This is a genomic window from Pseudomonas sp. TNT3 (genome assembly GCF_010095445.2).
Lineage (GTDB): Bacteria > Pseudomonadota > Gammaproteobacteria > Pseudomonadales > Pseudomonadaceae > Aquipseudomonas.
Genome location: NZ_WFGV02000001.1, coordinates 25606 through 50169 on the forward strand (window position 1 = coordinate 25606; position 24564 = coordinate 50169).

20 protein-coding genes are annotated in these 24564 nt (G+C 57.4%); 5 read left to right on the plus strand and 15 right to left on the minus strand.

Annotated elements, in window-relative coordinates:
- The 13 genes from rfbB to mtnA form a co-directional block, all read right to left on the minus strand.
- Window positions 1–1071: a dTDP-glucose 4,6-dehydratase gene (rfbB, locus tag GBC55_RS00135; RefSeq protein WP_178114272.1), complete on the minus strand. Its 1071-nt coding sequence runs from the start codon at window positions 1069–1071 to the stop codon at window positions 1–3.
- A gap of 284 nt (window positions 1072–1355) precedes the next feature.
- The gene (locus tag GBC55_RS00140) at window positions 1356–2477 is read right to left on the minus strand and encodes a Wzz/FepE/Etk N-terminal domain-containing protein (protein ID WP_247266834.1); all 1122 of its coding nucleotides are present in this window, start codon (window positions 2475–2477) and stop codon (window positions 1356–1358) included.
- Window positions 2478–2651: 174 nt separating this feature from the next.
- A complete protein-coding gene (locus GBC55_RS00145; RefSeq protein ID WP_162436114.1) occupies window positions 2652–2879 on the minus strand; it encodes a lipopolysaccharide assembly protein LapA domain-containing protein in 228 nt (75 codons plus the stop codon).
- Between the two features lie 20 nt (window positions 2880–2899).
- Window positions 2900–3202 carry an integration host factor subunit beta gene (gene ihfB, locus GBC55_RS00150; protein ID WP_162436113.1) on the minus strand — a complete coding sequence of 101 codons (303 nt, stop codon included), beginning with the start codon at window positions 3200–3202 and terminating at the stop codon, window positions 2900–2902.
- Window positions 3203–3353: 151 nt separating this feature from the next.
- Window positions 3354–3635, minus strand: a complete 282-nt coding sequence (locus GBC55_RS00155; protein WP_162436112.1) for a hypothetical protein — start codon at window positions 3633–3635, stop codon at window positions 3354–3356.
- Window positions 3636–3895: 260 nt separating this feature from the next.
- A complete protein-coding gene (rpsA, locus tag GBC55_RS00160; protein WP_162436111.1) occupies window positions 3896–5590 on the minus strand; it encodes a 30S ribosomal protein S1 in 1695 nt (564 codons plus the stop codon).
- 119 nt (window positions 5591–5709) lie between these two features.
- Window positions 5710–6399 carry a (d)CMP kinase gene (gene cmk / locus GBC55_RS00165; protein WP_045060592.1) on the minus strand — a complete coding sequence of 230 codons (690 nt, stop codon included), beginning with the start codon at window positions 6397–6399 and terminating at the stop codon, window positions 5710–5712.
- A complete protein-coding gene (locus GBC55_RS00170) occupies window positions 6396–8603 on the minus strand; it encodes a bifunctional prephenate dehydrogenase/3-phosphoshikimate 1-carboxyvinyltransferase (protein ID WP_247266845.1) in 2208 nt (735 codons plus the stop codon). Before GBC55_RS00170 ends, cmk begins: the two co-directional genes overlap by 4 nt.
- A 28-nt stretch (window positions 8604–8631) precedes the next feature.
- Window positions 8632–9744: a histidinol-phosphate transaminase gene (gene hisC / locus GBC55_RS00175; RefSeq protein WP_162436109.1), complete on the minus strand. Its 1113-nt coding sequence runs from the start codon at window positions 9742–9744 to the stop codon at window positions 8632–8634.
- Between the two features lie 13 nt (window positions 9745–9757).
- The gene (gene pheA, locus GBC55_RS00180) at window positions 9758–10852 is read right to left on the minus strand and encodes a prephenate dehydratase (protein ID WP_162436108.1); all 1095 of its coding nucleotides are present in this window, start codon (window positions 10850–10852) and stop codon (window positions 9758–9760) included.
- Entirely contained in the window at window positions 10852–11937 is a 1086-nt protein-coding gene (gene serC, locus GBC55_RS00185) for a 3-phosphoserine/phosphohydroxythreonine transaminase (protein WP_162436107.1), read from the minus strand. Before serC ends, pheA begins: the two co-directional genes overlap by 1 nt.
- A 247-nt stretch (window positions 11938–12184) precedes the next feature.
- Complete coding sequence (gyrA, locus tag GBC55_RS00190; RefSeq protein WP_162436106.1) at window positions 12185–14845, minus strand: DNA gyrase subunit A; 2661 nt, start codon at window positions 14843–14845, stop codon at window positions 12185–12187.
- A gap of 427 nt (window positions 14846–15272) precedes the next feature.
- Window positions 15273–16349, minus strand: a complete 1077-nt coding sequence (gene mtnA, locus GBC55_RS00195) for an S-methyl-5-thioribose-1-phosphate isomerase (protein WP_162436105.1) — start codon at window positions 16347–16349, stop codon at window positions 15273–15275.
- A 107-nt stretch (window positions 16350–16456) separates the two neighbouring features.
- On the opposite strand from mtnA, the gene GBC55_RS00200 reads away from it, so the two are divergent.
- From GBC55_RS00200 to GBC55_RS00220, 5 genes are all read left to right on the plus strand, one after another.
- On the plus strand, window positions 16457–17791 hold the full coding sequence (locus GBC55_RS00200; RefSeq protein ID WP_162436104.1) for a TRZ/ATZ family hydrolase: 1335 nt from the start codon (window positions 16457–16459) through the stop codon (window positions 17789–17791).
- A gap of 57 nt (window positions 17792–17848) precedes the next feature.
- Window positions 17849–18547 (plus strand): bifunctional 2-polyprenyl-6-hydroxyphenol methylase/3-demethylubiquinol 3-O-methyltransferase UbiG, encoded by a 699-nt coding sequence (ubiG, locus tag GBC55_RS00205; RefSeq protein ID WP_162436103.1) that lies wholly within the window; start codon window positions 17849–17851, stop codon window positions 18545–18547.
- A 4-nt stretch (window positions 18548–18551) separates the two neighbouring features.
- A complete protein-coding gene (gene mupP / locus GBC55_RS00210) occupies window positions 18552–19223 on the plus strand; it encodes an N-acetylmuramic acid 6-phosphate phosphatase MupP (protein ID WP_162436102.1) in 672 nt (223 codons plus the stop codon).
- A gap of 132 nt (window positions 19224–19355) precedes the next feature.
- Window positions 19356–20096 (plus strand): YciK family oxidoreductase, encoded by a 741-nt coding sequence (locus tag GBC55_RS00215; RefSeq protein WP_162436101.1) that lies wholly within the window; start codon window positions 19356–19358, stop codon window positions 20094–20096.
- Between the two features lie 375 nt (window positions 20097–20471).
- The gene (locus GBC55_RS00220; RefSeq protein ID WP_162436100.1) at window positions 20472–21398 is read left to right on the plus strand and encodes a GGDEF domain-containing protein; all 927 of its coding nucleotides are present in this window, start codon (window positions 20472–20474) and stop codon (window positions 21396–21398) included.
- A gap of 45 nt (window positions 21399–21443) precedes the next feature.
- Here GBC55_RS00220 and GBC55_RS00225 read toward each other — a convergent pair whose 3' ends face one another.
- Both GBC55_RS00225 and GBC55_RS00230 read right to left on the minus strand, forming a co-directional pair.
- Window positions 21444–23318: an MFS transporter gene (locus GBC55_RS00225; protein ID WP_162436099.1), complete on the minus strand. Its 1875-nt coding sequence runs from the start codon at window positions 23316–23318 to the stop codon at window positions 21444–21446.
- A gap of 96 nt (window positions 23319–23414) precedes the next feature.
- Window positions 23415–24563, minus strand: coding sequence for a TDT family transporter (locus GBC55_RS00230; protein ID WP_162436098.1), 1149 nt, complete (start codon window positions 24561–24563; stop codon window positions 23415–23417).
- Window position 24564: the final 1 nt, after the last annotated feature.

Sequence of the window (24564 nt, forward strand, 5' to 3'; positions counted from 1 at the left end):
TCAGGCTTTTCGCTCAGAATAGTTTTGATCTATCCATTGTTGGTAGCTGCCGCTCTTCACGTGGTCAACCCAAGGTTGGTTGCCGAGATACCACTCAACAGTCTTGCGAATACCCGAATCGAACGTCTCTTCTGGAGACCAGCCCAGCTCACGCTGTATTTTGCTGGCGTCGATGGCATAACGCTGATCGTGCCCTGGACGATCCTGGACATAAGTGATCAAGTGCGCGTGAGGACGATGCGGGGACTCCGGGCAAAGTTCGTCCAACAAACCGCAGACCGCGTGCACCACCTCGAGATTCTTCTTCTCGTTGTGACCGCCAATATTGTAGGTTTCGCCGACTTCGCCTTCCGTAACGACCTTATAGAGGGCACGGGCATGATCTTCTACATACAACCAGTCACGCACCTGGTCACCCTTGCCGTAGATAGGTAAAGGCTTGCCTTCTAGTGCATTCAAAATGACGAGTGGAATTAGCTTCTCAGGAAAATGGCATGGACCGTAGTTATTCGAGCAGTTGGTGACGATTGCTGGAAGACCATAGGTTCGGCTCCACGCCCGAACCAGGTGGTCGGAGCTAGCTTTGCTGGCCGAATAAGGGGAGCTTGGCTGATACGGCGTCTGCTCGGTAAACAGATCTTCCGGCCCATCAAGGTCGCCATATACTTCGTCTGTGGAGATGTGATGGAAGCGAAAGCTTTCTTGCGCTTGCGGCTCCAGGCTTTTCCAGTACTGACGGACAGCTTCGAGCAGCGTGTAGGTGCCAACGATATTAGTCTGAATAAAATCAGAAGGACCGCTGATCGAGCGATCAACATGGGACTCTGCTGCAAGGTGCATGACGGCATCAGGGCGATGCTCCGCAAAAACACGCTGCAATTGCTCGCCATCACAGATATCAACCCGCTCGAAGGCATATCGGTCACTTTTGGCGCTTTCACCCAGTGATTCCAGATTACCTGCATAGGTCAATTTATCCAGATTGACCACCGAATCCTTGGTATTGGCGATGATATGGCGGACTACTGCCGAACCAATAAATCCAGCGCCACCGGTCACTAATATTTTCAACATTCTCTCCTCAAACCGAAACAGCGATCTATGTACGCTGTTCGTTATTAATTCTTACCTGGCAAGCGTTTGCATCATTCTTTGAGAGTCACAAGAGATCCGGCGAGCCTCTCGCCAAGCGCGTGGCATTTCCCGGACCCTCACGCGGTCAACGGCCAATCAGCAGGGTAGTCTACAACCTGGCCCTGTTTTGACATCAGTTTACACTCGAAGTGACCACGCTACGGCTATACGCGTTCGTTGGTCTGCTTTTCCGACAAGCAACCCAATCAGCAGTAGGCTTACTATGAGCGGGTATCGGCCGCGGCATCATTATTTCTGCGATTGAAGACGAAGTGCTGCAACAGTGCGAGGGCGCAACCTAACAGACCACCTATGACCAGCCCAAGAAATACAATCAGCACTTTCTTGGGTTTGATTGGTGAGAGAGGAAGATCCAATACCCCATCATGCCGGTAAACAGCGATATCATATCTTTCTGCTTCCAACTGCTTGTAGAAGTCAGCGTCCTTTTGTAGTTTTCGCAATCCAGGGGTGAAAGGGTCATCAGATTCGCGAGCTTCAAGGTTCATCAACTCAGCCTGCAATGCTTTGCTGCCTCGCATGTAGGTATTGTCCTCGAACATACCTCCAGCCAATTTGTCAGATCCACTAGAGAAGACTACCGTATCCTCCAGACCGCTTGATTTAGCGATGATAAGGGCTTCACGGATTTTGCTAATCGTGTCTTGACGCACTCTGCGGCTAGATTCACGGAGTGTATTGATTTCCAGAGCGATATTACGTCCGAGTACTGAAACTTCTTTTTTCGCATTTTGAGCCAACTCGCGAGCTGTATTATCGCCTACTTGGCTTACATACAGGCCCACCCACTCCATGGCACGCTCAGGACTGCGACTTTGGAGGGAGACCGACCAGCGGCCGTCCTCTTCCTTTCCCACCGGAGCTACGGTGATGTCTTTCGAAAAAGATTCGTATAAAGCACCATAGGGGACTTTTACAGAGCTCTCCGCCAAGGCTGGCAAATAAGTGGATTCAAAAAAAACTCGTCGCTGCGATTCGGATTGAAGATTTTGCAAAAAAGCTTTGTACACCTGTTCAACCGAGAATGGTTTAAGATCAGACCTGTCTGCACGTCCGTAGTTAAGATTTGCAATATCATTAACAGTAGGCGGGGCGATATAATACTTCGACTCATAAATTGGGGTTGAGAAAAATGCATAACCGGCAGCTAAAAGACCAAATGCCAACGTAATGCTAACAACTAGCCATTTACGATTCCAAACAGCACCAAACACTTCAAAAAGATCTATTTCAACTGAAGAGCCATGTTTATTGTTACTATTTTGCATGAGATTTTTTTGCCCTTCATTTAATTCTATTACATAGCTTAAAAAAAAACTCAATCAGCCTACAGTGGATCTTTAGAATACTACCGTGCTATCCATTTATAGTTCATATTGAAAACCGATTGAAAAAACGCGGGATATGCTATCAGAAACCCCCATACAGGGTGAAATAATAACACGGACGTGCCACGGTTTCCCGACGAGAGTCGATCTGGTGAGGCGAAGACCGAGCTAGGAACGAAGCCCGGTTCTGCGACCAAAAAGCCATGCCAACAGCGGCCCCATGATCATCCCTAAGAGCAACGCCAAAACCACGTAGCCGGCCACCGGCATCTGGACGGAGGACCATCCAAAAAAGACCAGCGATGTCGGCTGGCGATTCTCTAATACAAAAATAACCACCAAAAAAATTAACAGCGAAACCAATGCCGCCAACGCGACACGTTTAAACCGGCGCACAGCACACCTCCTTTACGTGCTCAAAGATCACCGCCCTCCTCCTCATCCTCATTAACCCGATCCCGAAGCTCCTTCCCCGGCTTGAAATGAGGAACGAACTTGCCATCGAGGCTAACCGACTGACCGGTCTTGGGATTACGCCCCACCCGCGGTGCGCGGTAGTGCAAGGAGAAGCTGCCAAATCCACGGATCTCGATACGATCGCCAGTGGCCAGGCATTGAGACATTTGTTCAAGCATGGTCTTGATGGCCAGCTCCACATCCTTGGATGAGAGCAGCCCTTGATGGGTGACAATTCGTTCGATCAACTCCGACTTCGTCATATTTTTCCCTTCTTTTTCAAGCAGCTAGATCAGCGCTTCAAAGGTTTTAGCACGCTCGGAGCTATTTGAACAGTCCAGGCTTCGACATATATTCAGCAGGCTTGACTCGCCTGTTTTCAGCGCTTCAGGCGTCAGATAGTTCCTTCATCCACTACCGACAGATAACCAGCATAGTGCGGGTCAGATACCCCGCAGGATTGAAGCCGAAGGGGAATTCATCCTCTTCCTTGGCATCATCAGATCTTGCAATAACCTTGTAACCTGAGCCTTTGCATTCCTTAACTGCGCGCTTCTGGCACTTCTCCCACCCCGACCCCAGCCCCGAACAATCAACCTCTATCCCACTGACTCCACGGACGGCATGCGTCTTGGCACTTGTGGTACAGCCCGCTAATGTCAGTACCGCTACTACAACGACAATGAGCTTGTTCATCCATTTCCTTATTGTCAGGCAGCCTACCGGAAGGCATGTGCACCTTGGGTTATAGACTAGCTGCAATTAAGCAATTGATCCTGTTAAAGAAAGGGACAGTTTTTTTGAGGGATTGGTTCAAGACGGTGTGCCGGACAGCAAAGTAAACGACCAAAAGATCGCAGCCTGCGGCAGCTCCTACGGAAGCAGGAGCATTTTGCCAAATTCCGGGTACAAAAAAGGGCGACCGAAGTCGCCCTTTTTCTATGGTCTGACAGAACTTAGTTCTGTTTTTCCATTTGTGCACGCAACAGGTCGCCCAGAGTGGTAGGACCAGCAGCAGGTTCCGAAGTCGCTGGCTTGTCGCGCAGGCTCTGGATTGCTTCTTTCTCTTCAGCATCGTCTTTCGACTTGATGGAGAGCTGGATTACGCGGCTCTTGCGGTCAACGCTGATGATCTTGGCTTCTACTTCCTGGCCTTCTTTCAGAACGTTGCGCGCGTCTTCAACGCGGTCACGGCTGATTTCGGAGGCTTTCAGAGTCGCTTCGATATCGTCGGCCAGAGTGATGATGGCGCCTTTAGCGTCAACTTCTTTCACGATGCCTTTAACGATTGCGCCTTTGTCGTTCTCTTGAACGTACTCGGAGAACGGATCGCTTTCCAGTTGCTTGATACCCAGGGAGATACGCTCGCGCTCTGGGTCAACCGACAGGATAACGGTGTCCAGCTCGTCGCCCTTCTTGAAGCGGCGAACGGCTTCTTCGCCCACTTCGTTCCAGGAGATGTCGGACAGGTGAACCAGACCGTCGATGCCGCCGTCCAGACCAATGAAGATACCGAAATCGGTGATCGACTTGATGGTGCCGGAGATTTTATCGCCCTTGTTGAACTGGCCAGAGAAATCTTCCCATGGGTTAGATTTGCACTGCTTGATGCCGAGGGAGATACGACGACGCTCTTCGTCGATGTCCAGAACCATAACTTCCACTTCGTCGCCGACTTGTACGACTTTCGAGGGGTGGATGTTCTTGTTGGTCCAGTCCATTTCGGAAACGTGTACCAGACCTTCAACGCCTTCTTCCAGCTCAGCGAAGCAGCCGTAGTCGGTCAGGTTGGTTACACGAGCGGTAACGCGAGTGCTTTCTGGGTAACGGGCTTTGATAGCAACCCATGGATCTTCGCCCAGTTGCTTCAGGCCCAGGGAAACACGATTGCGTTCGCGATCGTACTTCAGAACCTTGACATCGATCTCGTCGCCAACGTTGACGATTTCGGAAGGATGCTTGATACGCTTCCAAGCCATGTCGGTAATGTGCAGCAGGCCATCGACGCCACCCAGATCGACGAATGCGCCGTAATCGGTGAGGTTTTTGACGATACCTTTGACTTGTTGACCTTCCTGCAGGGATTCCAGCAGAGCTTCACGCTCAGCGGAGTTCTCGGCTTCGAGGACGCTACGACGGGAAACGACAACGTTGTTGCGTTTCTGGTCAAGCTTGATGACCTTGAATTCCAGCTCTTTGCCTTCCAGGTGCGTGGTGTCGCGCACTGGACGAACGTCAACCAGAGAACCTGGCAGGAACGCACGGATGCCGTTAACGTCGACTGTGAAGCCGCCTTTAACCTTACCGTTGATAACGCCCTTGACCACTTCTTCGGCTGCGAAGGCTGCTTCCAGAACAATCCAGCATTCAGCGCGCTTGGCTTTTTCACGGGACAGCTTGGTTTCACCAAAGCCGTCTTCAACCGAGTCCAGAGCAACGTGAACTTCGTCACCGACATTGATAGTCAGATCGCCAGCGTCGTTGTAGAACTGCTCAAGCGGGATGAGTGCTTCAGACTTCAGGCCAGCGTGAACGGTTACCCAGCGAGCTTGGTAATCGATATCAACGATAACACCGGTGATGATGGAGCCTGCCTGAAGGTTCAGGGTTTTTAGGCTTTCTTCAAAGAGTTCCGCAAAGCTTTCGCTCATTTTAATTCCTGAGTATAAGGGCGAAGAATACGCCCATCTCCACATCCCAGACGACGTGGGTTACGTTCATTTAAAGAAGCACCGCAGGACTATGACTGGTCCCCTGCTGCGCTTCTTGGTCACCCGGCGATATCGCGGATTGCGATTTCGCTCATGATGCGTTGCAACACCTGATCGATGGATAATTCCGTGGAATCCAGCTGTATGGCGTCAGCCGCCGGCTTGAGCGGGGCTACCGCTCGCTGGGTGTCACGCTCATCGCGGACACGTATCTCATCTAGCAGACTCGACAGACTAACACCATCGACTTTGCCCTTCAACTGCAAGTATCGACGGCGCGCACGCTCCTCGGCACTGGCAGTGAGGAATATCTTCAGCGGCGCATCCGGAAAAACCACGGTGCCCATGTCGCGCCCATCGGCCACCAGGCCCGGAGCCTCCTGAAACGCCCGCTGGCGCTGCAGTAAAGCGTCGCGCACAGCCGGCAACGCGGCCACTTGCGAGGCCCACGCGCCGACCTGCTCATTGCGCAAATCATCAGTGACGTCATCACCTTCAAGGATGATTCGTTGCGGATGACCTTCCGTCGCGCCGACGAACTGCACGTCCAGATGAGCCGCCAATAGCTTCAACGACTCTTCGTTCGTCAGGTCAACACCATGATTGCGGGCGGCGAATGCCAGCAAACGGTACAACGCACCGGAGTCCAGCAGGCACCAGCCAAGACGCTTGGCCAGAATACCGGCAATAGTGCCTTTGCCTGACCCGCTTGGGCCGTCGATGGTGATGACCGGTGGCTTGATGTTCACGACTGAGCCTCTTGAGCAACGCGGATGCCGACCTGAGCGCATAGCGCGAGGAAGTTGGGAAACGACGTCGCGACGTTCGCACAATCATGGATGCGGATCGGCGCGGTAGCGCGCAGCGAGGCAACACTGAATGCCATGGCAATCCGGTGATCGCCGTGACCGTGCACTTCGCCACCGCCGATCAGGCCACCATCAATAATGATGCCGTCCGGGGTCGGTTCGCATTTGACACCAAGCGCCAGCAAACCATCCGCCATCACCTGGATACGGTCCGATTCCTTGACGCGCAGCTCTTCGGCCCCACGCAGGATGGTACGGCCTTCGGCGCAAGCAGCAGCGACGAACAATACCGGGAATTCGTCGATCGCCAGCGGAACCAGCTCTTCCGGAATCTCGATACCTTTCAGTTTAGCTGCACGAACGCGCAGATCAGCCACAGGTTCGCCACCGACTTCACGCTCGTTTTCCAGGGTGATATCAGCGCCCATCAGGCGAAGAATATCGATCACGCCGGTACGCGTCGGGTTGATGCCGACGTGCTCGAGCACCAGCTCCGAACCTTCAGCAATCGAAGCCGCCACCAGGAAGAACGCCGACGACGAGATGTCGCCCGGTACTTCAATGTGGGTCGCGGTGAGCTTATGGCCGGACTCGACCGAGGCCGTAGCGCCGTCGACGGTCACCGGATAACCGAAGCCACGCAGCATGCGTTCGGTATGGTCGCGGGTTGGCGCCGGCTCGGTGACGGTAGTCTTGCCCTCGGCATACAGACCCGCCAGCAGCAGGCAGGATTTCACCTGGGCGCTGGCCATCGGCATGGTGTAAGTCACGCCTTTAAGCTTGTTGCCACCGCGAATGACCATCGGTGGGCGACCTTCAGCAGCAGTCTCGATGACCGCACCCATTTCCCGCAGCGGGTTGGCCACGCGGTTCATCGGGCGCTTGGACAGCGAGGCATCACCGGTCAGGGTGCTGTCGAAGTTCTGCGCAGCCAAAAGGCCGGACAGCAGACGCATCGACGTGCCGGAGTTGCCCAGATAGATCGGGCCCGGCGCAGGCTTCAGGCCATGCAGCCCGACGCCATGGATAGTCACGCGACCGTGGTGCGGACCTTCGATCACGACGCCCATGTCGCGGAACGCTTGCAAGGTCGCCAGCGCGTCTTCGCCCTCAAGGAAGCCTTCGACTTCAGTGACGCCTTCGGCCAGGGAACCCAGCATGATCGAGCGGTGGGAAATCGATTTGTCACCCGGTACACGAATCCGCCCAGTCAGGCGGCCACCAGGTTGTCCCAGGAAAATCAGGTCGTTGGAGTTCATAGCGTCCACATAAGCCCGGCGGGCCAGGATTTTACTGAAATGTTCGCGAGCAACCCGGGCGCGAGTGAAGACGCCCAACAATTGGTGCCCATCCCCTGCATCGACCGCGTCGCGCAAGGCGTCGAGGTCGCTGCGAAATGTATCGAGTGTGCGCAGGACAGCTTCGCGGTTGGCGAGGAAGATGTCGTGCCACATCACCGGATCGCTTCCGGCGATTCTTGTGAAATCGCGGAAACCGCCGGCAGCGTAACGGAAGATCTCAAGATTTTCATTGCGCTTGGCCAACGAATCGACCAAACCGAACGCCAGCAAGTGCGGTAAATGGCTGGTCGCCGCCAGCACTTCATCGTGGCGCTCGACCTGCATGTGCTCGACATCGGCACCCAGTGCGCGCCACAACCGGTCGACCACTGCCAGTGCTGCCGGATCGGTTTGATCCAGCGGCGTCAGAATCACTTTATGGCGACGGAACAAGTCGGCATTGGAGGCTTCCACCCCGCTCTGTTCGGAACCGGCGATCGGATGGCCCGGAACGAAGCGCGCCGGCATGCCGCCAAACGCTTCGGTTGCCGCGCGCACGACGTTGCCCTTGGCACTGCCGACGTCGGTAAGAATCGCTTGCCCCAGGTCCATACCCGCCAAACGGCCGAGCATTTTTTCCATGGCCAGGATCGGCACGGCCAACTGAATGACGTCTGCGCCCTGGCATGCAACGGCCAGGTCTTCTTCACAGCGATCCACCACACCCAACTCAACCGCCAGCTTGCGCGATTGCGGATCGAGATCGACACCGACCACTTCCCGGCACACACCACTTTCACGCAAACCCTTGGCAAACGAACCGCCGATCAATCCCAGACCGACCACCACCAGGCGACCGATCATAGGTTCAGCAGATTGCAGTGCAGTGACATCAACCACGAGCCAGAACCTTGGTCAGCGCCTCGAGGAAGCGGCTGTTTTCCGCCGGCAGGCCGATGGTGATGCGCAGGTGGTTGGGCATTCCGTAGTTCGCCACCGGACGCACGATCACGCCCTCGCGCAGCAAGCCCTGGAACACCGGAGCAGCGACACGCCCCAGGTCGACGCAGATGAAGTTACCTTTGGACTCAATCCAGCTCAGCCCCAGTTCGCGGAAGCCCGCTTCCAGTTGCTGCATGCCCGCTTCGTTCAGACGACGGCTTTCAGCCAGGTAATCGGTATCTTGCAGCGCGGCACAGGCAGCAGCCAGGGCCAGACTGTTGACGTTAAAAGGTTGTCGCACACGATTCAGCACGTCTGCCACCACGGCGGTAGACAAGCCATAACCCACGCGCAGCGCTGCCAGGCCGTAAGCTTTGGAGAATGTGCGCGAAACCAGCAGATTCGGATACGCCGCCAGGTAGTCCAGACCGTCCGGCAGGTCACTGCCTTCGGCGTATTCGATGTACGCCTCGTCCAGCACCACCAGGACGTGCTCCGGTACATCCTGCAGGAACTCATCCAGTGCTTCGGCACCGAACCAGGTCCCGGTTGGATTGTTCGGGTTGGCGATAAAGATCACGCGGGTGTTGGCGTCGATTGCCGCCAGCATGGCCGAAAGGTCATGCCCCCATTCTTTAGCCGGAATCACACGTGCATCAGCACCCACCGCCTGAGTCACGATTGGATACACCGCGAACGCGTGCTCACTGAACACTGCGTTCAAGCCGGGCGCCAGATAGGCGCGGGCGACCAGCTCCAGAATGTCGTTGGAACCGTTACCCAGCGTCACTTGATTCAGCTCGACGCGGCACTGCTCGGCCAGCAGGGTTTTAAGCGCAAAACCGTTGCCGTCCGGATAACGGGTCAGCTCGGCCAGCTCTTCACGAATCGCAGCCAGAGCCTTGGGACTGGCACCCAGCGGATTTTCGTTACTCGCCAGTTTGACGATGCTGGCCGGATCGATATCCAGCTCACGCGCCAGTTCGTCCACGGGTTTGCCCGGGACGTAAGGCGAAAGTTGTTGCACGCCCGGCTGTGCCAGAGCGAGGAAGTCACCACTCATTTTGCTGTCGCCCTTAAAGAACTGCTTTCGGGTAGGAACCGAGCACTTTGAGTGCTACCGCTTCCTGACTGATCTTTTCCAATACACCTTTGATCAATGGATCGCGGTGGTGGCCGACGAAGTCGATAAAGAACACGTAGGTCCATTTACCGCTGCGCGAAGGACGCGTCTCGATGCGAGTCAGGTCGATGCCATTGTCGTGGAAAGGCACCAGCAACTCGTGAAGCGCGCCGGGCTTGTTGCTCATGGAGACAATGATCGAAGTCTTGTCGTCGCCGGTCGGCGGCACTTCCTGGCTGCCGATCATCAGGAATCGCGTGGAGTTATCCGGGCGATCCTCGATTTTCTCGGCCAGACGGGTCAACCCGTAAAGACTGGCCGCCATGTCGCCGGCAATCGCTGCCGAGTTCCACTCACCCTTGACCCGCTTGGCCGCTTCGGCGTTGCTGGAAACCGCCACACGCTCGACATTCGGATAATGGGCGTCCAGCCACTTGCGGCACTGGGCCAGTGACTGGGCATGGGAATAGATGCGGCTGATGCTGTCGGTCTTGGTGTTTTCGCCCACCAGCAGGTGATGGTGAATCCGCAGTTCGACTTCGCCACAAATGACCATGTCATGCTCGAGGAAGCTGTCGAGGGTGTGGTTGACCGCGCCTTCGGTGGAGTTTTCCACCGGAACCACGCCAAAATTCACCGCACCCGCCGCGACTTCACGGAACACTTCGTCGATTGCCGCCATTGGCTTGCTGATCACTGCGTGGCCAAAATGCTTCATGGCCGCCGCTTGAGTGAAGGTACCTTCGGGGCCGAGATAAGCCACTTTCAGCGGCTGTTCGAGCGCCAGGCACGAAGACATGATTTCGCGGAACAGCCGCGCCATCTCTTCGTTGCCCAGCGGCCCCTGGTTGCGCTCCATCACTCGCTTGAGCACCTGAGCTTCACGCTCGGGACGATAGAACACCGGCACTTCGCCTTCGGCCAGCGAGGCCATCTTTACCCGCGCAACTTCCTGGGCGCAGCGTGCGCGCTCACTGATCAGCTCCAGGACCTTGGTGTCCAGAGCATCAATGCGAACGCGCAGTGCCTTGAGTTCTTGCTCAGACATTAGCCGTGTTCCTTCTCGAACTCTGCCATGTACGAAATCAGTGCGTTGACCGCAACGATGTCGACGGCGTTATAGATGGAGGCGCGCATGCCGCCTACGGAACGGTGACCCTTGAGGTTCAACAGGCCACGCGCTTCGGCACCGGCCAGGAACGGCTTGTCCAGACGGTCGTCCGCCAGGCGGAACGGCACGTTCATCCACGAGCGGTCCGACTTGTTGATCGGGTTGCTGTACAGGCCGCTGGCGTCGATGAATTCGTACAGCGTGCGCTGCTTCACTTCATTGAGCTTGCCGATGGCTTCAACACCACCCTGCTCTTTCAGCCACTCGAATACCAGACCGGACAAGTACCAGGCCAGGGTTGGCGGGGTGTTGTACATCGAGCCGTTATCGGCCGCGACCTTATAATCGAGCATGGTCGGGCACAGGGAACGGGCGCGACCCAGCAGGTCTTCGCGAACGATGTTCACCACGATGCCGCTAGGACCGATATTTTTCTGTGCGCCGGCGTAGATCATGCCGAAGCGCGACACATCGATTGGACGCGAAAGGATGTCCGAGGACATGTCGGCGACCAGCGGGACGTCACCGGTTTCCGGGACCCACTGGAATTCCAGGCCGCCGATGGTTTCGTTCGGCGCGTAGTGAACGTAGGCCGCGTCTTTCGACAGCTTCCATTCGTTCTGACCGGGAATTGCAAAATAGTCGTAGGGCTTGGCGGTACCGGCAACATTGACGTTTCCGTAGCGCGACGCTTCCTCGATGGCTTTCTGCGACCAGATACCGGTATCGATATAGTCGGCCGTACCATCTTCCGGCAACAGGTTCAGAGGGATCTGAGCAAATTGCTGGCTGGCACCGCCCTGCAGGAACAGCACTTTATAATTGGAGGGGATATTGAGCAGATCACGCAGATCCTGCTCGGCCTTGGTGGCGATGGACACGAACTCATCGCTGCGATGGCTCATTTCCATAACCGACAGGCCTTTGCCGTGCCAATCAAGGAGTTCACCCTGAGCGCGCTTCAGGACAGCTTCGGGAAGCGCCGCAGGACCGGCACAGAAGTTATAGGCTCTCTTGCTCACATCCAATCTCGCTCTGATTTGGTGGTAGTCACGCAATAGTACGGGGTGATCGTCCCGCGAATGGCTGGCGCGATCAACTGTAGGAGCGAGCTTGCTCGCGATGGATTCGAAGACGTCGCGCTTAATCAGAAAACCCGCGTCATCGTTGACGTCCATCGCGAGCAAGCTCGCTCCTACAGGGGCATCATTAATTCCAGAGAGACAAACAACAAGGGGGCGAATTCTCATCCGCCCCCTGCTTGTCCGCTTATTCCTGCGGTTCTTCGTCGGCTGCGGCGTCGAGTTGCTGGTCTTCGGCAACGTTGTCGTCGATCACGACATCACCGTCGAACACTGCACCCTCTTCACCGTCTTCCAGCTCTTCGCCTTCGACTTCCGACGGTTCCTGAACCCGCTCCAGACCGACCAGCGTTTCATCGCTGGCCAGCTTGATCAGGGTCACGCCCTGAGTATTACGACCCAGGCTCGACACTTCGTCGACACGGGTACGAACCAGCGTGCCCTGGTCGGAAATCAGCATGATCTCCTCGCCATCAAGCACCTGGACTGCACCGACCAGACGGCCGTTACGGTCGTTGCTGACCATGGCGATAACGCCCTGACCGCCACGCTTGTACTCAGGGAACTCGCTGATCGCCGTGCGCTTGCCATAACCACGAGCCGAAGCGGTGAGGATTTCGCTGCCTTCTTCGGGGATCAGCATGGAAATCAGCTTCTGGCCTTCTGGCAGACGCATGCCGCGAACACCGCGAGCAGTACGGCCCATGGCGCGAACGTCGGTTTCCTTGAAGCGAGTCACTTTACCGCCGTCGGAGAACAGCATGACTTCGCGCTCGCCATCGGTAATGGCGGCAGAAATCAGTACGTCACCTTCGTCCAGCTCCAGCGCGATCAGACCGACGCTGCGTTGACGGCTGAAGGATTCCAGCGGGGTCTTCTTCACGGTGCCTTTGGCGGTGGCCATGAAGATGAAGTGACCTTCGGTGTACTCCTCGACCGGCAGCATGGTGGTGATGTATTCATCACTGTCCAGCGGCAGCAGGTTGACCAGCGGACGACCACGGGCAGCGCGGGAGGCTTCCGGGATTTCGTAGGTTTTCAGCCAGTACACCTTGCCTTTGCTGGAGAACAGCAAGAGCGTGGTGTGACTGTTGGCGACCAGCAGGTGAGCGATGTAGTCCTCATCCTTGACGCCGGTCGCCGACTTGCCTTTACCGCCACGACGCTGAGCCTGGTACGCAGCCAATGGCTGAGTCTTGGCGTAGCCACCGTGGGAGATGGTCACGACGCGCTCTTCTTCCGGGATCATGTCACCCAGGGTCAGGTCGAGACGGGCATCAAGAATTTCGGTGCGGCGCACATCGCCGTATTCGGCGCGAATCACTTCCAGCTCTTCGCGGATCACTTCCATCAGGCGCGTGGCGCTGTTGAGGATGCGGATCAGCTCGCCGATCTGGTTGAGGATCTCTTGATACTCGGCCAGCAGCTTCTCGTGTTCCAGACCGGTCAGGCGGTGCAGACGCAGTTCGAGAATGGCTTGCGCCTGCTCTGGCGACAGGAAGTACTTGCCTTCGCGCAGACCGTATTGCGGGTCCAGGGTCTCTGGACGGCAAGAGTCGGCACCAGCGCGCTCGACCATCGCGACCACAGCGGAAGATTCCCACGCAGTCTTGATCAGCGCTTCCTTGGCTTCCGACGGCGTCGGCGAAGCCTTGATCAGGGCGATGACCGGATCAATGTTCGACAGGGCGACCGCTTGACCTTCAAGGATGTGACCCCGTTCGCGCGCCTTACGCAGTTCGAACACGGTACGACGGGTCACCACTTCACGACGGTGGCGAACGAAGGCTTCCAGCAGGTCCTTGAGGTTCAGGATCCGCGGACGGCCGTCGATCAGCGCAACGATGTTGATGCCGAACACCGCTTGCAGCTGGGTCTGGGCGTAGAGGTTGTTGAGGATCACCTCAGGCACTTCGCCACGACGCAGTTCGATCACGACGCGCATACCGTCCTTGTCGGACTCGTCGCGCAATTCAGTGATGCCTTCCAGCTTCTTCTCTTTGACCAGCTCGGCGATCTTCTCGATCAGACGGGCCTTGTTCAGCTGGTAAGGGAGTTCGGTGATGACGATCTGCTGACGACCACCGACCTTGTCGATGTCTTCGATCGTCGAGCGGGCGCGCATGTAAATGCGGCCGCGACCGGTACGGTAGGCTTCAATGATGCCGGCACGACCGTTGATGATCGCAGCGGTCGGAAAGTCCGGACCGGGGATGTATTGCATCAGCTCATCGATGGTCAACTCGGGGTTGTCGATGAGTGCCAGGCAACCGTCGATGACTTCACCGAGGTTGTGCGGCGGGATGTTGGTGGCCATGCCCACGGCGATGCCGCTGGAGCCGTTGACCAACAGGTTGGGAATACGGGTCGGCATGACCGCCGGGATCATTTCAGTGCCGTCGTAGTTCGGCACCCAGTCCACGGTTTCTTTGTGCAGGTCAGCCAGCAGCTCGTGCGCCAGCTTGGTCATGCGCACTTCGGTGTATCGCATGGCCGCAGCGTTGTCGCCGTCCACCGAACCGAAGTTGCCCTGCCCGTCTACCAGCAGGTAACGCAGCGAGAAAGGCTGCGCCATACGAACGATGGTGTCGTACACCGCGGTATCACCGTGCGGGTGATACTTACCGATCACGTCACCGACAACACGGGCAGATTTCTTGTACGGCTTGTTGAAGTCGTTGCCCAGCTCGCTCATCGCGAACAGCACACGCCGGTGCACGGGCTTCAAGCCATCGCGCGCATCCGGCAGTGCCCGCCCGACAATTACGCTCATTGCGTAGTCGAGGTAGGACTGCTTCAGCTCGTCTTCGATATTGACCGGGAGGATTTCTTTGGCCAGTTCGCCCATGAGAAGCCTGATTCCTTTTTCTGGTGAAACCTCGTCACATCCATATGGGACGAACGAAGCTCGCCGCTGCAGGCTGGAGTGCCATACACCGACTTACGACAAATCAACGAGTTGTGCCATGGATTTGCGCAGTAAAGACAACCCCGTGGGACTGCCTCGGAAAACGCCGGATGTTATCACAAGAGCCGCCACGCACCTATCCCTCTGATGCGCATGGAGCATAGTTAGTTGACCGGTGACAGGCTTGAAGGGGATCAGAGAGGCTTAGAGCTACTGCGAATGCCGAATTGGCGACCGAATTAAGGTTGTTTATTGACTTTCAGCCCCAAATCGCCAGCAGGCTGGCTCCCACATTAGATCTAAGTCGATCACAAACCCTGTGGGAGCCAGCCTGCTGGCGATGAAGTCCTTTCAGACGCTACGGAAATCAATGCAGACGCTTGCGGCACATCAACTGCGCCATTTTCGCGGTGTCTGGCCGCTCGACGATGCCTTTTTCGGTGACGATGACATCGATCAGGTCCGCAGGGGTCACGTCGAATACCGGATTGAACGCATCCACGTCCGCACCGACGCGCTTGCCGCCCACTTCCAGCAACTCACGGCCATCGCGCTCTTCAATGGGAATGTCGTCGCCACTGGCCAGGTTCATGTCGATGGTTGAACTCGGGGCCACGACCATGAAGCGCACGCCGTGGTGCATGGCGTTTACTGCCAGCTGATAGGTACCGATCTTGTTGGCCACGTCGCCATTGGCAGTGATCCGGTCGGCGCCCACGATCACCCAGGTAATGCCCTTGGTTTTCATGATGTGGGCTGCAGCAGAGTCGGCATTGACCGTGACGGGAATGCCTTCGTTGGCCAACTCCCACGCGGTCAAGCGCGAGCCTTGAAGCCATGGGCGGGTTTCATCGGCGTACACGCGCTCGACCATACCTTCGATGAACGCTCCGCGAATCACCCCCAATGCGGTGCCGAAGCCGCCAGTGGCCAGCGCGCCGGTGTTGCAGTGAGTCAGAATCGCCTGAGCGTTGCCCTGATGCTTGCGAATCAGGTCCACGCCCAGCTGCGCCATGGTCAGGTTGGCTTCCCGATCGCTTTCATGAATGGCGATTGCCTCGGCTTCCAGCACTGCCAGTGGATCGGCGTGATTCTTCAGGCGCTCCAGGCGATCGCGCATGCGGCCCAGCGCCCAGAACAGATTGACCGCCGTTGGCCGGGAGTCCGCCAGCAGTGCGAAATCAGCTTCCAGCGCCGCCTGCCAGTCGCCTCCTTCGGCAAACCGGGCGCGGGCTGCCAGTACCATGCCGTAGGCGACGCTGATGCCAATGGCCGGAGCACCCCGCACCACCATCGAGCGAATGGCCTCGGCCACACCGGCGGCGCTGGTGCAGGCAATCCAGGTTTCCTCGAACGGCAATACGCGCTGATCCAGCAGGTACAGGGCGCCATCACGCCAATCGATGGCCTTTACCTTCTCCGCAGCCAACAGTCGATCGCGCATCCCACACCCCGTACTCAGTAACAAAGCCGCCGATTATAGCGAGCCCCCGGCGAAGACGCTCGGGTATACTTCGCCATCCTTTACAAAAGCACTGGAACCGATCTTCGATGCCGAACACTGCCGCTGCGCTCGACCTGTTGCTGCTGCCGACCTGGTTGGTACCTGTCGAACCCGCAGGCGTTGTCCTCAAGGAGCATGCCCTTGGCATCCGCGACGGGCGCATCGTTTTTATCGGCCCACGCGCCACCGCACTCAAGCTTGATGCGACCGAAGTGCGCGAACTGCCGGACATGCTGGTCTGCCCCGGCCTGATCAATGCGCACGGCCATGCCGCAATGACACTGTTCCGCGGCCTGGCTGACGACCTGCCACTGATGACCTGGCTGGAAAACCACATCTGGCCGGCTGAAGCCAAGTGGGTCGACGAAGCGTTCGTGCGTGATGGTACCGACCTGGCGATCGCCGAGCAGATCAAAGGCGGTATTACCTGTTTCTCTGACATGTACTTCTTCCCGAAGGTTGCCAGCGAGCGCGTGCACAACAGTGGCATTCGCGCACAAATCGCGATTCCGATCCTCGACTTTCCCATTCCAGGCGCCAGCACGGCGGATGAAGCCATTCGTCAGGGCGTGGAATTGTTCGGCGACCTCAAGCACCACGAACGCATCAGGATCACCTTCGGCCCGCATGCGCCCTACACCGTGTGCGACGAAAACCTGGAGAAGATCCGGGTGATCGCTGAAGAACTGGACGCTTCGATTCACATGCACGTCCACGAAACTGCATTCGAAGTGCAGCAGGCGGTCGACCAGACCGGTGAACGTCCGCTCGCTCGTCTCGGCCGCCTGGGCTTGCTGGGACCGCGCTTCCAGGCGGTGCACATGACTCAGATCAGCGAAGACGACCTGGCATTGCTGGTAGAAAGCAACACCAACGTTATTCACTGCCCGGAGTCGAACCTGAAACTGGCCAGCGGCTTTTGCCCGGTCGAGCGTCTGTGGCAGGCCGGCGTCAATGTGGCCATCGGCACCGATGGCGCCGCCAGTAACAATGATCTGGATTTGCTGGGCGAAACCCGCACCGCCGCGTTGCTGGCCAAAGCCGTCGCAGGCTCTGCCACCGCACTCGACGCGCACCGCGCATTGCGCATGGCCACGCTGAACGGCGCCCGGTCAATGGGGATCGAGGCCGACGTAGGATCGCTGGAAGTCGGCAAGGCCGCGGACATTGTCGCCTTCGACCTGTCCGGCCTGGCCCAGCAACCCGTCTATGACCCGGTTTCACAGCTTATATATGCCACCGGCCGCGATTGCGTAAAACACCTATGGGTGGCCGGCAAGCAACTGCTCGACGACCGTCGCTTGACCCGTCTGGATGAAGAACAGTTGTGCGCTACCGCCAAGGCCTGGGGCCAGCGGATCAGCGGCCATACCGAATCGTAAGCACCCCGGGGCACCTGCCGGGGCAACAGGATTTTTCAAGTTTTAGAGGACTGAACCATGAGCAACGTCGACTACGCCGAAATCGCCAAATTCGAAGCCCTGGCCCATCGCTGGTGGGACCGCGAGAGCGAGTTCAAACCGCTGCACGACATCAACCCGCTGCGGGTCAACTGGATTGACGAACGGGTCCAACTGGCCGGCAAGAAAGTCCTCGACGTCGGTTGCGGCGGCGGCATTCTGAGCGAGGCCATGGCCCAACGCGGCGCGACCGTCATGGGCATCGACATGGGCGAAGCGCCGCTGGCGGTGGCGCAGCTGCACCAACTGGAATCGGGTGTAACGGTCGAGTACCGGCAGATCACCGCCGAAGCCTTGGCGGAAGAAATGCCCGAGCAGTTCGACGTGGTCACTTGCCTGGAAATGCTCGAACACGTGCCGGATCCGTCCTCCGTGATCCGCGCTTGCTACAAGATGGTCAAACCGGGCGGCCAGGTGTTCTTCTCCACAATCAATCGCAACCCGAAAGCCTATCTGTTCGCCATTGTTGGCGCTGAATACATCATGAAGCTGCTGCCGCGCGGCACCCATGATTTCAAGAAATTCATCCGCCCTTCGGAGCTCGGTGCCTGGAGCCGCATGGCCGGCCTGACCGTCAAGGACATCATCGGGCTGACTTACAACCCGCTGACCAAGCACTACAAACTGGCTTCCGATGTGGACGTCAACTACATGATCCAGACCCTGCGCGAGGAGTAAGCCGATGCGTATCAGAGCAGTCCTTTTTGACATGGACGGCACGCTGCTCGACACCGCGCCGGACTTTATCGCCATTTGTCAGGCGATGCGTGCCGACCGCGGCATGCCGCCGATGAACGACAAACACATTCGCGACGAGATATCCGGTGGTGCCAAGGCGATGGTCGCAGTGACCTTTTCCATGGACCCGGAATCGCCTGGCTTCGAGGAGCTGCGCCTGGAGTTCCTGGATCGCTACGTAAAAGGGTGTGCCGTTCACAGCAAATTGTTCGACGGCATGGGTGAACTGCTGGCCGATATCGAAAAAGCCAACTTGATCTGGGGAGTGGTCACCAACAAGCCCCTGCGGTTCGCCGAGCCGATCATGCAGCAATTGGGGTTGGCCGAGCGTTCGGCGTTGCTGATCTGCCCTGACCACGTGAAGAACAGCAAGCCGGACCCGGAACCGCTGATCCTCGCCTGCAAGATGCTCGACCTGGATCCGGCCAGCGTGTTGTTTGTGGGTGATGACCTGCGCGATATCGAGTCCGGGCGCGATGCCGGCACCAAAACGGCTGCAGTGACCTATGGCTACATCCATCCAGACGACAACCCGCGGCACTGGGGTGCGGATGTGGTGGTTGATCATCCGCTGGAGTTGCGCAAGGTGCTGGATAGCGCTCTTTGTAGCTGCTGAACCGACCTTTTTTACAGGAGCACGGCTTGCCGGCGATAGCGAATTGAAATACGTCATCGCTGGCAAGCCAGACTCCCACAGGGATCGCGCTCCGATCGCAACTGCCCGCATTCTGATTTGTTGAGGTTTTTTATGTTTGATTATTCCGCCCGTCCCGACCTGCTCAAAGGCCGGGTGATTCTGGTCACCGGCGCTGGCCGTGGCATTGGCGCTGCAGCTGCAAAAACCTACGCCGCTCACGGCGCCACCGTGTTGCTGCTGGGTAAGACAGAAGCCAACCTGACTCAGGTCTATGACGAAATCGAAGCCGCCGGCCATGCACAACCGGCCGTGATCCCGTTCAACCTGGAAACCGCCCTGCCCCATCAATACGATGAGCTGGCAGCGATGATCGAAACCGAATTCGGTCACCTCGATGGCTTGCTGCACAACGCGTCGATCATTGGTCCGCGCACGCCGATCGAACAGTTGTCCGGCGAAAATTTCATGCGTGTCATGCACGTCAACGTCAACGCCATGTTCATGCTCACCAGCACCCTCTTGCCACTGCTCAAGCTGTCTGCGGATGCATCGGTGGTGTTCACGTCCAGCAGTGTAGGACGTAAAGGCCGGGCGTATTGGGGGGCTTATGGCGTCTCCAAGTTCGCCACCGAAGGCCTGATGCAGACCCTCGCCGACGAGGTCGATACCGTCGCCCCGATGCGTTCCAACAGCATTAACCCCGGCGCAACCCGCACCAGCATGCGCGCCCAGGCTTACCCTGGTGAAAATCCGCTGAACAACCCGACACCCGAGGAGATCATGCCGGTCTACCTCTACCTGATGGGGCCGGACAGCACTGGCGTCAACGGTCAGGCATTCAACGCCCAGTAACACCGTGCGTCGCCCTACGTATCGCGGCGGCTTCCCGTCGCGGTGCGTAACAGCCGTCGCAAATGCACGAGTTCTTCGTCAAACAACCGTCACCTAATTCGCCAAATCCGCCCTGTCAAATGCTCAGCCTATTGATTTCAAAAGCTTTTAAATCGACTGAACTGAATGGCACGACTTTCGCTCTAATTTTGCTCAGACACGCCGAGTGAAGGCACATCGGGCGATGCGTAAGTCGATAGGTTAATAATCGTCGCCAAAAGCGGACTAGACTTGATTCAAACGTCCTACGGGACTGATGGACCAGTATGATGCGCTGCCCTACGCCGCTCTCACCCAGCTTGTAAGACTGTCTTGCTGCTTAGGGGCGCATGCCATATGAAATCACCATCCCAGACCAACGCGATTGACTTCGATAGTGCGAAATTGCAACGCCTGGGCTTTGGACAGCAGCCCCCGATTCTGGAAAGACCGGTCAGCCTTGCGCAGTTGCGTCAACAGCTCTGCCTGCAGCTTCAGACCAGCCTTGAGCCGCAACGCATACTCGGTCTCTTTTTCCGCGAAATTCAACGATTGGTACCGCTCGACGCCTTAAGCTACGAACACAAGGCCACTGATCTGCGCCTGGAATTCGGCCAGCGCGGTCATCATTCGATCAGTTACAGCCTCAGCCATGAAGGTGAGCATCTGGGAGAATTGGTTTTTCGCCGCAACCAGCGTTTCAGCGATCAGGAACAGGGCCATCTCGAGTCCCTGTTGTCTGCACTGCTGTTCCCGATGCGCAACACTTTGCTTTATCGGGCCGCCACCCAAAGCGCGTTACGCGATCCGCTGACAGATACCGGTAACCGCATCGCCATGGACCAGACGTTGCAACGGGAAATCGACATGTCGCGCCGTCACCTGCAGCCTTTATCGCTGTTGATGCTGGACATCGATCACTTCAAACGCATCAATGACGACCATGGTCACAGTGCCGGTGATGAGGTCCTCAAAGCCGTCGCCACCGCGATCAAAAGCCAACTGCGCAACGTAGACATGGTGTTCCGTTTCGGCGGTGAAGAGTTTTTGATCCTGCTGTCCAACACCGGGCGTGAAGCCGCAGCCCTGGTGGGCGAACGACTGCGATTTGCGACGCAGGCCAAAGAGTATTCGGCCGACGGCAAGTCGGTCGAACTGACGGTCAGCCTTGGTTGTTCAACCTTGTTGCCTGGCGAGTCGGCCGAAAGCCTGTTGCGCCGCGCCGACAGTGCGCTGTACGTGGCCAAGCGCGAGGGACGCAACCGGTTGGCGATGGCGGGCTGAATCCCCCAGCGGGCACGCGTGCAGGGCGGCCCGCGAAAGAATGAATCAGCGCACAGCGCCGCGTAATGCCCCCACCAGGCCTTGCAATTTGGCTGGTTCCGCAGCTTCAACCGGCACTGCCGGCCCAGCGACCAGCGTCACCCGCGACCACAGCCGACGAAACACACCTTTGTCCGGATCGCGGCTGAAAAAACTCCCCCACAACCCCTGCAACGCCAACGGAATCACCGGCACCGGTGTCTCTTCGAGAATCCGCGTCAACCCGCCCCTGAACTCGTTGATCTCGCCATCCGTAGTCAGCTTGCCCTCTGGAAAGATACACACCAACTCACCATCTTTGAGGTATTGAGCGATCCGCTTGAAAGCCTTTTCGTAGATCTGAATATCTTCCTGACGCCCCGCGATCGGGATCGTACCCGCCGTGCGGAAGATAAAGTTCAGCACCGGCAGGTTGTAGATCTTGTAATACATCACAAAGCGAATCGGCCGACGCACCGCACCGCCAATGAGCAACGCATCGACGAACGACACATGGTTGCAGACCAGCAACGCGGCGCCTTCGTCGGGAATCAGCTGCAGATTTCGGTGCTCGACCCGGTACATGGAGTGGCTGAGCAGCCAGATCATGAAACGCATGGTGAACTCGGGAACAATGCTGAAAATGTAGGCATTCACGCCGATGTTCAGCAGTGACACTACGAGGAACAACTGAGGGATCGACAGCTTGACCATGCTCAGCAGCACGATGGAGACAATCGCCGAGACCACCATGAACAGCGCGTTGAGAATGTTGTTGGCGGCTATCACGCGCGCCCTTTCGTTCTCGGCAGTACGGGACTGGATCAGCGCGTAAAGCGGCACGATGTAGAAACCGCCGAATACACCCAGACCGAGAATGTCGAACAGCACAAGCCAGGTGTGCCCGAACCCCAGCACTTCGATCCAGCCGTGGCCCGCGACGCTGTCCGGGATTCCACCGGAATGCCACCATAACAGCAGACCGAAAACCGTCAGGCCGAACGAGCCGAACGGCACCAAGCCGATCTCCACCTTACGGCCAGAGAGCTTCTCGCAGAGCATCGAACCGAGTGCGATACCCACCGAGAACACCGTCAGAATCAGGGTCACTACGGTTTCGTCCCCGTGCATCCATTCCTTGGCATACGCCGGGATCTGCGTCAGATAAATCGCCCCGACGAACCAGAACCACGAGTTACCGACAATGGAGCGCGACACCGCTGGCGTCTGCCCGAGGCCAAGCTTCAAGGTGGCCCAGGACTCACTGAAAATGTTCCAGTTCAGGCGCATGTTCGGCGTTGAGGCTGCCGCGCGAGGAATGCTGCGGCTGGCGAGATAGCCGAGTACGGCGATGCCAATAATCGCGGTAGAAACGATGGGAGCGTAATGAGAGGACGACATCATGATGCCGGCGCCGATGGTTCCGGCGAGGATCGCCAGGAATGTTCCCATCTCGACCAGTCCATTGCCGCCGACCAGTTCTTCCTCACGCAAGGCCTGGGGCAGTATCGAATACTTCACCGGCCCGAACAGCGCCGAATGAGTGCCCATGGCGAACAGCGCCACCAGCATCAGCGACAGATGATCGAACATGAACCCGACTGCACCGACCGCCATGATGGCGATTTCCCCAAGCTTGATCAGACGGATCAATGCGTCCTTGGCGAACTTCTCGCCGAACTGACCAGCCAACGCCGAAAACAGGAAGAACGGGAGGATGAACAGTAATGCACAGAGATTGACCCAAATCGAACGATCACCGTCGATGGTCAATTTGTAGAGAATGGCGAGGATCAGTGACTGCTTGAAGATGTTGTCGTTGAACGCCCCAAGCGACTGGGTCACAAAAAAAGGCAGGAAACGTCGGGTGCGAAGCAAGGTGAACTGTGAGGGGTGGCTCATCTTCCGTGTGTCCCTTTTGCAGTAAAGAGTGGCGTGGATACAGACATTGGAATGCCGAAGCTCGATCCAGGCCACACATTACCTAATCTTCGCCGGTTATTTCTTCAATCCTGCGATACAAGGCGAGACAAACAACTCCCCTCGCCAGGCTCCCCGCACCGTACGTTTGCTGACGATCAGCCACATGAGCGCCAGCAAGCCCACCAGCACGCATCCGAAAACCTCGAAGAACGCCAGATTCAAAGTGCTGGCCAGTTTCATCGTCGCCAGCGAATACACGCCCAGCGGAAAGGTAAAGCCCCACCAGCCCAGATTGAAAGGAATACCGGCCCGCAGGTAACGGACGGTGATCAGCACGGCTATCAGCATCCACCACAGACCGAATCCCCAAAGCGTAATGCCCGCTACCAGCCCCAACCCGGCAGCGACATCACCGATACCCGGCAAACCGTTGGCTGCGAAAATCGCCGGTGCATCGGCGCCCAGCAGCAACATCCCGAGCGCTCCCGTGCCAATGGGACCCAGCGCGAGCCAGCTCGAAGCGGCCATGTTTTCGTGGGGCAATTTATGCAGCGCCATGCGCAGCAACAGGATCGTCAGAATGCTGAAGGCTACCGGCAGGGAAAACGCCCAAAGGACGTAGCTGGTCACCAGCATCACCAGCTGCGAATGGGCGTCGACCAGATGCGGTGCGAGCAAGCCCCCGCTGGCCGCCGCAACTTCCGCAGCGACCACCGGCAACAGCCAGACCGCCGTCATCTGGTCAATGCTGTGTTCCTGGCGCGTGAACATCATGTAAGGGATCAACACGCCGCACGCCAGGGACATCGCCACATCCAGCCACCACAACACCTCGGCGATCTGAATCACGCCATCGCCCCATCGCGGCAGGCCGAACACCAGAAAACCGTTAATGATCGTTGCCAGCCCCATGGGAATGGTGCCGAAGAACATCGATACCGTTGAATGCCCGAAGATCTGCCGTGCCTCATCGAAGAACAATGTCCAGCGCGCCGCGTAGAGGGCGGTGAACAGCACGAACAGAAAAATATTGAACAGCCACAGCGCTTCGGCGAGGGCGTGCAAGCCGGGGATGGCCACAGGGACCTGCGCCAACGCTAACGCCAGAACGCCGGTACCCATGGTGGCGGCGAACCAGTTCGGGGTGAATTGACGAATCACTTCGCGCGGGTGTTGGAGGTGGCTGAAAGGTTTGATGCCGGTTTTGGCCTGGGTGCATGTCATG